This window comes from Serratia sp. NA_13, from assembly GCF_052691735.1.
In genome coordinates this window covers 1-10,707 of record NZ_JBQZFV010000028.1, presented here as the reverse complement: position 1 = coordinate 10,707, position 10,707 = coordinate 1, and the positions used below count along the sequence as shown (strand labels likewise).

Genomic DNA, 10,707 nt, shown 5'->3' with positions numbered 1-10,707 from the left:
AGCCGCGTATGCGGCTTTTTTCATACTCAGAAAATCAGTGTGATATCAGCTGGCTTTCTGCTCGTGTGACTGGCGGTAGGCCACCAGATCTTCGATGGTCAGTACGTGCATGTCATGCTGTTTGGCGAACAGGATAACTTCTGCCGCATGCGCCATGCTGCCGTCATCGTTGGTCAGTTCACACAGCACGCCGGCAGGTTTGAAACCGGCCATTGATACCAGATCAATAGTCGCTTCGGTATGACCACGACGGCTCAGCACGCCACCCGGCTGCGCACGCAGCGGGAACACGTGGCCAGGGCGGTTCAGATCGCTCGGCTTGGCGTTATCGGCAATCGCTGCACGAATGGTGGTCAGGCGGTCGGACGCGGAAACACCGGTCGTCACGCCCTGCGCCGCTTCGATAGTCACGGTGAAGGCCGTCTGGAACTGGCTGGAGTTGTTGGTCACCATCATCGGCAGTTCAAGCTGCTGACGGCGCTCTTCGGTAAGACACAGGCACACAATACCGCTACCGTGGCGAATGGTCAGCGCCATCTGCTCAACGGTCATGGTTTCTGCGGCGAAGATCATATCACCTTCGTTTTCACGATTTTCATCATCGAGCACCATCACGCCGCGCCCATTGCGCAATGCTTCAAGAGCGCGTTCTACGCGTTCTACCGGCGTGCCGAAATCTGAAAGTAGGGTCTGATTCATGGTAAAAAACCTCATTAGAAAATTATGGATTACCAGAACCAGGGCGATCTTGAGGAGTAGCTAGCAATAGCTAAAAAAATAACGCAAGCGGGCGCAAACCCGGCAGATACCGTTACTCTCTCCCATCCGGACTATAACCGTCGGCCCCGGAATTACACCGGATCTGCTGACCTCTAACCAAACTGCAAAAGCTGGTTGAGCGCTCGCGGGCTTTCACCGTAGAAGGTGATTTACCGCCGGTGGGGACTTGCACCCCGCCCTGAGAATAAGCTTCTCGACTATAACGCTAATGATTAATCAGGGCAATTGGCAAAAGCATAATTCGGTCAGCCGCAGGGAATGCGGTTAAATAGTTTATCCGGCGGGCAACTCGCATTACACTAGGCGACAGCTATTAAACTCTGAAAGGGATACGCCATGATTGACCCGAAAAAAATTGAACAGATCGCACGTCAGGTGCATGAGTCCATGCCTAAAGGCGTGCGCGAATTCGGGGAAGACGTTGAGAAGAAAATCCGTCAGGTGTTGCAGTCACAGCTCACCCGTCTGGATTTGGTCAACCGCGAAGAGTTCGACGTGCAGACCCAGGTACTGCTGCGCACCCGTGAGAAACTGGCGTTGCTGGAACAGCGTATGAGCGAGCTGGAAAGCAAGCTGAACGCCACGCCTGCTGCGCAACAGCCAGACGCCGAATAAGTTACCCTTAAGGGCGCGGCAACGCGCCCTTAGTGCGGTTTGAGCACCGCCTGCGCCTTAAGCCGCAACACCAGCCAAATCAGCGCGAACATCCCCAGCGCATACAGGCTTTTCCAGCCGATAATCACCATCAACAGCACACACAGCCCTAAGCCTGTCGCCGCCATTAGCCGCGAACGTCCGTGCAATATTCGACAGCCCGCCAGCATGCACAGCAGATAGATCAGCACGAAGATGCCATTGGCATACACCAGCAGCGTATCCAGCGGTAGCTTCAGAGTATAAATCAGCAAGGTGAACAGTAAACAGCTGCCTACCACCGCGCTTAATGCATTGACCGGTGCCTGTCCGGCAGACAGCCTGGCCAGCGCGCTGGACGGACGATCCTGCGCCTGCGACCACACCAGCCGGGCGAAGCTTTGAGTATAGATATTCACGCTGGCAAAGCAGGCCAGATAGCCAATGATGCAGGCCACCCACAGCGCATGCTGACCAAACAATTGCACCACAATCCCCGGCAACGACGCAGCCGCCGCCTGATGCTCACCGTAGGCGTGGAAATGCAGCACCGCCACGGTACAGCCCCAGTACACCGTCCCGGCGACCAACATGCCAAACAGCAGCGCACGCGGAAAATCGCGTTCAGGGTTACGGAACTCGGTTGCCAGATGGGCAAATGCCTCCAGGCCCACAAAGCACCAGAACATCACTGCCAGTGCATGGAACAGATTGGGCGAGGAGATTTCGTGGATTGCCGGCCAGGGAATTTTGGACAGTGAGATGTCGCCGCGCCACCAGATAGCGGCCACCAGCGCCACCACCAGAATAGCGATTAGCGTTTGAATATTGGCGCTGGAACCTGCGCTGCGCGAGCCTAAAAACCAAATCACCACCAGCGTGGCAATTTGCACCAACAGCAGGACATTGGCGCTCCAGCCGAAAGTGGCCTGCCAAAAACCGGCGGCAATCTGCAACGCAGCGGGTAACCCAACCGGAATAACCGATAAAAACAGCCAGCCGGTGACTTTCGCCATACGCGGACCAAAGGCCAGCCCGACAAAGTGCGCTGCGCCAGCCGCGCTGGGGAAGTGGCGGCCCAAAGCCGCAAAGGCGATGGCGATCGGGAACACCAGGATAATCAGCAACGGCCAGGCCCACAGACTATCGCCTTGTGCCACCTGTGCCGCCAAAGCCGGCACGGCAAAGACGCCGGTACCCAGCAGTGAAGTGGACAATAGCCCAACGCCCTGCGCCAAACTCAGCTCTTGCTTCAGTCCACTCACTGCCCACCGCCGTTTTCAGCGAACGTTAGCCACGCCCGTCTTTGATTGCCTTGATGATGTTGGTGGTCGACAGGCCGTCTTCGAAGTTCAGCACTTTGACGTCGCCGCCATTGGCCCATACCTCAGTACTACCGGCGATATCTTCAGGCTTGTAATCGCCCCCTTTCACCAGCAGATCCGGCAGGATATCGGCGATCAGGCGTTGTGGCGTGTCTTCTTCGAACGGCACCACCCAGTCCACCGCTTCCAGCGCACCCAGTACAATCATGCGGTTTTCCAGCGCGTTGACCGGACGGGTTTCGCCTTTCAGACGTTTAGTGGAAGCATCGCTGTTCACTGCCACAATCAGGCGATCGCCCAGCTTGCGGGCATTGGCCAGATAAGAGACGTGACCGGCATGCAGAATGTCGAAAATGCCGTTGGTCATTACTACTTTTTCACCGCGCTGACGGGCTTGCGCCACGGCGGTTTTCAACTGGGCCTCGGTCATCACACCAAAGCCCGTTTCGGCCCGGCCGCGTACCGCGTTTTCCAGTTCAATGGGTGAAACGGTCGAAGTCCCCAGCTTGCCTACCACCACGCCGGCAGCGGCATTGGCCAGGAAACAGGACTCTTCCAACGTGTTGCCGGCAGCCAGTGCCGCGGCCAACACGCCGATAACAGTATCGCCGGCACCGGTTACGTCAAACACTTCCTGCGCCAAAGTGGGTAAATGCAGCGGCGCGATGCCCGGCTGCAACAGCGTCATGCCGTGCTCGGAACGGGTGACCAGCAGAGCGGAAAGCTCAAAGTCCGCCACCAGCTTCATGCCGCGTTCAACCAGTTCGGCTTCGTCTTTACAGTGGCCAACTACCGCTTCGAATTCGGACAGGTTTGGCGTCAGCAATGTCGCGCCGCGATAACGCTCGAAATCGGAACCCTTTGGATCGATCAGCACCGGTACCTTGGCGGCTCGCGCCAGTTGGATCATGCTCTGTACCTGGCTCAGCGCGCCTTTGGCGTAATCTGACAGCACAAGTGCGCCAATCTGCGGCAGCGCCTGCTGAATACGTTCCAACAGCGGCTGCGGATCGACGTTTGAAAAACCTTCTTCGAAATCGAGGCGGATCAATTGCTGGTTACGCGACAGCACGCGCAGCTTGGTGATGGTCGGATGCGTCGGCACCGAGACAAAATCACAGCGTACGTTGACTTCATTGAGCTTGGCGCTCAACGCCCGCGCGGCATCATCAATACCGGTCAGGCCCACCAGGCGTGAATTGGCGCCCAGCGAAGCAATGTTCATCGCCACGTTAGCCGCACCGCCGGGACGCTCTTCAATGGTTTCAACCTTAACCACCGGCACCGGCGCTTCCGGTGAAATACGGCTGGTCGGCCCATACCAATAGCGATCCAACATGACGTCACCCACCACCAATACCCCGGCGCGGCGAAAATCAGGCAGTGTAACTTTCATCCGATAACTCCAAAAAAGTACAAAATTTTAGTGGCGCAGATATTACCACAGACGTCTGTAATAGCTGCAAAACGTATTGCGCAATCGGCCTGCTCAGCCCAGCCACTTCGCCCAACTGGCGCGGACTTGTTCACGTTCGGCGGCGAATTGTCCGTTACCGACCTTGCCGGAATGCTCCTGCAACGCCAGATGATGGATCTCATCGCGCATGGTGACGTAAGCCTGAGTCAGTGCGCGCGCTTCCTCTTCCGGCATGATGTTGTAATTGGCCATCAGTTCGAAAATACGCACGTTATCAGACCAACGCGTCAGGCGCGGTTCGGCCGCCGCATAGCCTAAGACCAGATACTGGGCAATAAATTCGATATCGGTGATCCCACCCTCGTCGGCTTTGATATCAAACAGTTCACGCTGCTTGTTGCCAAGGTGATTGCGCATTTTCTCGCGCATCTCACGCACCTCGCGCTTCAGCGTTTCCAGATCGCGCGGTTTGCACAGGATCTCCCGGCGGATAACGTCAAACTGCTGATGCAACAGCGGATCGCCATGCACAATGCGCGCCCGTACCAGCGCCTGATGTTCCCAGGTCCAGGCTTCGCTCTGCTGATAATCGGCAAAGGCGGAGGCGGTGCTGACCAACATGCCTGCCGCCCCCGACGGCCGCAGGCGGGCGTCCACTTCATACAAAATACCGGACGAGGTACGGGTGCTGAACAGGTGCATTACCCGCTGTGCCAGACGCAGATAAAACTGACGACCGTCAATGCTGCGATCGCCGTCGGTCATCACCTCCGGCGGACAATCGAGGATAAACACCAGGTCAAGATCGGAACTGTAACCCAGTTCCCAACCACCCAGCTTGCCGTAGCCAATTACCGCAAAACCACGCCCTTCACGCTCCTGTAAATGGGTCGGCTGGCCATAGCGCGCCACCATGTCGCCCCATGCCTGCTGCACTACCACGTCGATGATCGCCTCTGCCAGATAGGTGAGGTGATCGCTGACTTTCATCACCGGCAGCGCACCAGAGATATCCCCGGCGGCAATACGCAGTTGCTGGGCCTGTTTGAACTGGCGTAGCGCTTCCAGCCTTTGTTCTTCGTCGTCCTCCGGCACCCGTAACAGGTACTGGCGCAGCTCGCTGCGGTAGGCATCCGGGGCCACCGGCTGATACAAGGTCGCCGGTTCCAGCAGTTCATCCAGCAGCAGCGGATAACGCGACAGCTGATTGGCGACCATCGGCGAAGCGGCGCACAGGCGAATCAAATGGTTAAGCGCCGCGTGGTACTCCACCAGCAGCTCAAGATAGGTGGTACGGGTCACAATGCTCAGCAGCAGTTGCGTCAAACGCAGCAGCGCGGTCGGCGCGTCCTGACGCGGACAGACTTCCGCCAGCAGGCGAGGCATCAGTTGGTCGAGCACGTCGCGGCCACGCGGGCCAATGGTACGTTTGTCGACGTCATGACGAAACTCGGCGATGGTGCGCAGCATCTGTCTGCGCGCCTCTTCGTCCAGGTGCGGCGTCAACGGGGCCAGTTCGTTCTCTTCCAGCGCGTCCTGCCACAGGCTGTGATAGTGCTGATAGTCGGGATCTTCACCGACATCCGGACTATCACAGCCAATCAGGTCGTTAAATACCGCCCTGACCGCCTGCATATGGTCATCCAACGCCAGCAGCAGGGCCGACCAGTCGTCGAACCCCATGCCCCAGGCCAGCCGCGCCTGGTCGAGTTCATCTTGTGGCAGCGTTTGCGTTTGTTGATCAGCAATCGCCTGCAGCAGGTTTTCCAGCCGGCGCAGGAACAGGTAGCTGGCACTCATCGCCTGTACCTGTTGCGGCTCCAGCAGCCCCAGTTCCCCCACCGCCTGTAGCGTCGGCAGCAAGGAACGCCCTTGTAACGCCGGCTCACGGCCGCCGCGGATCAGTTGGAATACCTGGGTGATAAATTCTATTTCGCGGATGCCACCGGCACCCAGTTTGATATTGTCTTTTAGCCCGCGCCTCCGTACTTCACGGGCGATCATGCCTTTCATATTGCGCAGCGACTGGATCACGCTGAAATCGATATAGCGACGGAAGACAAACGGCCGCAGGGTCTTGCGCAGCTCTTCGCTGTAGACGTCTTCCGAACCGCCCATCAGCCGCGCCTTGACCATCGCATAACGTTCCCAGTCACGGCCCTGCTCCTGATAATAATCCTCCAGCGCGGCGAAGCTCATCACCAGTGGGCCGCTGTCGCCGAACGGCCGCAGCCGCATGTCCACACGGTAGACAAAGCCGTCGATGGTTTGCTGATCCAGCGCTTTGATCAGCCGCTGCCCCAGACGGGTGAAGAACTGGGCGTTATCCAGCTCACGCCGCCCGCCCTGAGTCTGGCCGTTTTCAGGGTAGGCAAAGATCAGATCGATATCGGACGAGAAGTTCAGCTCACCGCCGCCCAATTTCCCCATACCGAGGATCAGCAGCGGCTGCGGCACGCCCTGAGCATTGCATGGGGTGCCCCATTCACGGCAGCAGGTTTGGTACAGCCAGTCGCGGGCGCTGACTATCAGCGTTTCCGCCAGCCCACTCAGCTGCAACAGCGTTTCTTGCGTGCTGCATTGGCCCAGCGCCTGCGCCCAGGCGATCCTTACCAGCGTCTCGCGGCGAAACAGGCGCAGTGCGCGCATCAGTTGCGCTTCGTCACGCACCTCTTCCAAATCATCCTGCAGCCAGGCGGCATAATGTTGCCACTCGTCCGCCACCGGCGGTTGCTTGCGCAGCGTCGCCAGCCATTCCGGCTGGTTGAGCAACATGTCGCAGACAAAGTCGCTCGACGCCAAAACCCACTGTTCCTGATCGCTGAGCGCGCTGTCCGCGCCCTGAGTTTCCTGAAAACGCTGCACGATGTTCTGTGCCTGAGTCTGTAACGCTGCTGAAAGTGGCAACATAGTGAAAGATCCGTTCTGCGGCCTGCGCCAGGCAGGCCTACTTAATTAGCGGAGGGCGCCGTTTAACCAGAATGGCGCATGCGATAAGGCCTGCTTGCGGCTGCCTTCGTACCAGCCCTGACGCCGTTCGGCCACCGCCAGCTGCAGCTCGCGCCATCCGTCAATATAGGGGCCGGTTTCGTCATCAGGGTAAGCCCCGGACAGCAGGATAAATGCCGAGAGCTGACGCGTCAGGCGCGGCAGCTGTTCCTCGTATTCGTCATCGTTCAGCGTGCGGGTGAAGGCTTCTTTCAACTCGGCGGCGCTGCGCCCCAGCATAATGTCGCTGAAACGTTTGAAGGAGCCGTCAAGCTTGGCCTGCGCCTTGGCATCGATAAAGGGTTTCCAGGCACCAGCCACCAACCACGATGTGAGCGCCAACTTACATTGCAGATATTCCGCGCTGTAGCACAACGCCTGTGGCTGAGTGGTTTTATCAACCAGCAGCGGCTCCAGTGCGGTCAACCGGGCGCGCAGATCGGCGCTGGCCTTGCGTGGTACCAGGCCGCCGAAAATCACCAGTGCCTGGCGGATCAGCGCAATCGCCTCCATCACGGAACGACGGGCCTGAGTATCGCCACGCAACCACAGTTCTTCGTGATATTGCCAATGGCTCAAACCCAGTTCAAAACTGGCGATCATCCCTTGCTCAACGGTGGATTTAGCGGCCGGTTTCAATACCGCCAATGGTTGACGCTCGCGCGGGACGTTGCCCTGCGCCAAATGATAACCTCGCGCCGCCTTGCTCAGGCTGCCCTGACGCAGGCCGCCGTGCTCCGCCAGTGCGTTGGCCAGCGCCAGCAAATCGGCGGTATTGCCTTCCTTCAATTCCAGCTCGATTTCGCAAAGTGCTTCGCTCAGTTCCCCGGCGCTCACTTCACCCTGATCAAGGCCAACCTCAATCTCGCTCTTACCGTAAGTGACCACCCACTTCTCACGCACGAAGTCGGTGCGAAACAGCGGTTGCAACGCCTGCTGCAAAGCCGGGATATCACAACCCTGCGGCCAGATATCTGCCGGGAATCGCTCCAGCGCCAGCTCTGGCGTAGCGATCGCCACATCATATTCCGGACGCTGATGCAAGCCCGCGACCACCTTACCGGCGGTTTTGATGGTCATTTCATAACTGTCGTCGAACCCGCGGATACGGAGCCCCATATCCTGCCCACGCAGGAAATTGTCGGCGGTTTCGAAATAAATATTGGTCAGTTTTTGCGGCGCAGAATGCTGATTCGGCCAGGCGGCCAGTTGCTGCGGCAAGGCGGCAACCGCATCCTGGGTGGCAATAAATTTCAGTTCGATTTCAACGGTCATAAGTCTTTTACACCAATAAGTTACGCATTCGCGTCAGCCTTCGCGGCGGCGGGCCTGGCCTGCCACGTTCTGCCCGGTGACGCACAGTTGCCGTTATCTTACCGCGATTCCCGGCGCCTTAACCCTGCTAACTGCAGAAAAAACCTGTTACGTTATAAAACACTGCGCAACTCACAGAATCTGCCACAGTAAGATAGTTCTCATTCCGGTTTTTGCGTTGCGTCGTCAGACTGAACGCTCTACTATCGTTCCCATAAATTCACACAGAAACGATGAACTAATGCAGAAACTACGCCTGATTTGCCTTGCCGTGCTGAGCTTCAGCATCACTTGGGGCGCCCATGCCGAAGATAAACGCTATATCTCCGATGAATTGAATACTTACGTCCACAGCGGCCCGGGTAATCAGTACCGTATTGTCGGCACCTTGAACGCCGGCGAAGAAGTGACCCTGTTGAGCGTAAATGACAGCACCAACTATGGCCAGATCCGCGATGCCAAGGGCCGTAATACCTGGATCCCATTGGATCAGCTGAGCCAGACACCAAGCCTGCGCACTCAGGTGCCCGCACTGGAGCAACAGGTAAAAACCCTGACCGATAAACTGGCCAATATCGACAACAGCTGGAACCAGCGTACCGCTGAAATGCAGCAGAAAGTGGCCGGCAGCGACAGCACCATCAGCGGCCTGCAGCAGGAAAACCAGGATTTGAAAAATCAGCTGGTAGTGGCGCAGAAAAAGGTTAACGCCGTTAACCTGCAGCTCGACGACAAGCAGCGCACCATTATCCTGCAGTGGTTTATGTACGGCGGCGGCGTGGCTGGCGTAGGCCTGCTGTTGGGTCTGCTGTTGCCACACCTGATCCCGCGTCGTAAAAGCAACAACCGCTGGATGAACTGATTAAAGTATCGTTCGGTTTGAGATTGGGCGCCTGCGGGGCGCCCTTTTTATTGGTTTCGGCAGCGCGCCGCTAATTGAGGTAATCTGGTCAACAGAGCCTTGGGATAAATGCAGGAGTTAATAGTGAAGACTTACCTGGTCGGCGGTGCCGTCCGCGACAGTTTGCTTGAGATACCGGTAGTCGACCGCGACTGGGTGGTGGTCGGCGCTGCGCCCTCAGAACTGACAGCGCTGGGCTATCAACAGGTTGGTAAAGACTTCCCGGTGTTTCTCAACCCAAAGACACATGAGGAATATGCGTTGGCACGCACCGAGCGAAAATCCGGCCAGGGATATACCGGTTTTACCTGCTACGCAGCGCCGGACGTGACACTGGAAGAAGATCTGCAACGTCGTGATTTAACCATCAACGCCATTGCCCGCAGCGCCGACGGTGAGTTGATCGACCCTTTCAACGGCGTAGCCGACCTACAAGCGCGGGTGTTACGCCATGTATCTGAAGCTTTTGGTGAAGATCCGTTGCGCGTGCTGCGCGTGGCGCGCTTTGCCGCCCGCTTCGCTCATCTGGGTTTTAGCATCGCCCCGGAAACCGCCGAGTTGATGCTTCAGATGGCGAACAGCGGCGAACTGGCGGCGCTGACCCCAGAACGGGTCTGGAAAGAAACCGAGAAGGCGCTGCAGAGCCAAAGTCCGCAGGTCTATTTCCAGGTGCTGCGCGACTGCGAGGCGCTCAGTGTGCTGTTCCCGGAGATCGATGCTTTATTCGGCGTACCGGCCCCCGCCAAATGGCACCCGGAGATCGATACCGGCATTCACACGCTGATGACGCTGGCTATCGCCGCCCAACTCAGCCCCGAGGTCGACGTACGCTTTTCGGCGCTGTGCCATGATTTGGGTAAAGGGCAGACGCCAAAAGAGTTCTGGCCACATCACCACGGCCATGGGCCTGCGGGCGTTCTGCTGGTCGAAGCACTGTGCCAGCGGCTGCGAGTCCCCAATCCGGTACGCGATCTGGCCAAGCTGGTCGCCGAATATCACGACCTGATCCATACGGTCAACAAGCTGCGCCCTGGGACCCTGCTGAAACTGTTTGATGCGGTCGATGTTTGGCGCAAACCACAGCGACTGGAACAGATGATCCTTACCAGCGAAGCCGACGCCCGTGGCCGTACCGGTTTTGAAAACAACCCTTATCCGCAGGGTGACTACCTGCGCCAAGCGTTTCAGGTGGCGAATGCGGTATCGGTCAAAGAGGTGGTGGCCAGCGGCCTGCAAGGGCTGGCGATCCGCGATGAGCTCAAACGCCGTCGTCAACAGGCGTTGGCCGACTGGAAACAAACCCAGGATATTCTGAAAGACCAGGCATAAAAAAACCCCGCAGCGCGGGG

Annotated in this window: 8 protein-coding genes and 1 riboswitch; of the genes, 3 read left to right on the top strand and 5 right to left on the bottom strand. The window is 57.9% G+C overall.

What is annotated here, in order from left to right:
* Nucleotides 1-45: 45 nt before the first annotated feature.
* Nucleotides 46-699, bottom strand: coding sequence for a 3,4-dihydroxy-2-butanone-4-phosphate synthase (ribB, locus tag ACUTSU_RS22370; RefSeq protein WP_261111950.1), 654 nt, complete (start codon nucleotides 697-699; stop codon nucleotides 46-48).
* Between the two features lie 110 nt (nucleotides 700-809).
* A riboswitch (FMN riboswitch) is annotated at nucleotides 810-970 on the bottom strand.
* Nucleotides 971-1,116: 146 nt separating this feature from the next.
* Here ribB and ubiK point away from each other — a divergent pair.
* Nucleotides 1,117-1,395, top strand: coding sequence for a ubiquinone biosynthesis accessory factor UbiK (gene ubiK, locus ACUTSU_RS22365; protein WP_012146986.1), 279 nt, complete (start codon nucleotides 1,117-1,119; stop codon nucleotides 1,393-1,395).
* Between the two features lie 29 nt (nucleotides 1,396-1,424).
* Here the strand turns inward: ubiK and yjeH are convergent, their stop codons facing one another.
* The 4 genes from yjeH to ACUTSU_RS22345 form a co-directional block, all read right to left on the bottom strand.
* Entirely contained in the window at nucleotides 1,425-2,678 is a 1,254-nt protein-coding gene (gene yjeH / locus ACUTSU_RS22360; protein WP_445654739.1) for an L-methionine/branched-chain amino acid transporter, read from the bottom strand.
* A 25-nt stretch (nucleotides 2,679-2,703) separates the two neighbouring features.
* Nucleotides 2,704-4,134, bottom strand: a complete 1,431-nt coding sequence (hldE, locus tag ACUTSU_RS22355; protein ID WP_012146988.1) for a bifunctional D-glycero-beta-D-manno-heptose-7-phosphate kinase/D-glycero-beta-D-manno-heptose 1-phosphate adenylyltransferase HldE — start codon at nucleotides 4,132-4,134, stop codon at nucleotides 2,704-2,706.
* Nucleotides 4,135-4,227: 93 nt separating this feature from the next.
* Nucleotides 4,228-7,065, bottom strand: a complete 2,838-nt coding sequence (gene glnE, locus ACUTSU_RS22350) for a bifunctional [glutamate--ammonia ligase]-adenylyl-L-tyrosine phosphorylase/[glutamate--ammonia-ligase] adenylyltransferase (RefSeq protein ID WP_445654738.1) — start codon at nucleotides 7,063-7,065, stop codon at nucleotides 4,228-4,230.
* A 45-nt stretch (nucleotides 7,066-7,110) separates the two neighbouring features.
* The gene (locus tag ACUTSU_RS22345) at nucleotides 7,111-8,418 is read right to left on the bottom strand and encodes a CYTH domain-containing protein (RefSeq protein WP_445654737.1); all 1,308 of its coding nucleotides are present in this window, start codon (nucleotides 8,416-8,418) and stop codon (nucleotides 7,111-7,113) included.
* A 280-nt stretch (nucleotides 8,419-8,698) separates the two neighbouring features.
* Between ACUTSU_RS22345 and ACUTSU_RS22340 the strand changes: the two genes are divergently transcribed.
* Together ACUTSU_RS22340 and ACUTSU_RS22335 are read left to right on the top strand one after the other, a co-directional pair.
* Nucleotides 8,699-9,319: a TIGR04211 family SH3 domain-containing protein gene (locus ACUTSU_RS22340; protein WP_012146991.1), complete on the top strand. Its 621-nt coding sequence runs from the start codon at nucleotides 8,699-8,701 to the stop codon at nucleotides 9,317-9,319.
* Between the two features lie 123 nt (nucleotides 9,320-9,442).
* Nucleotides 9,443-10,687, top strand: a complete 1,245-nt coding sequence (locus ACUTSU_RS22335) for a multifunctional CCA addition/repair protein (protein WP_445652480.1) — start codon at nucleotides 9,443-9,445, stop codon at nucleotides 10,685-10,687.
* Nucleotides 10,688-10,707: the final 20 nt, after the last annotated feature.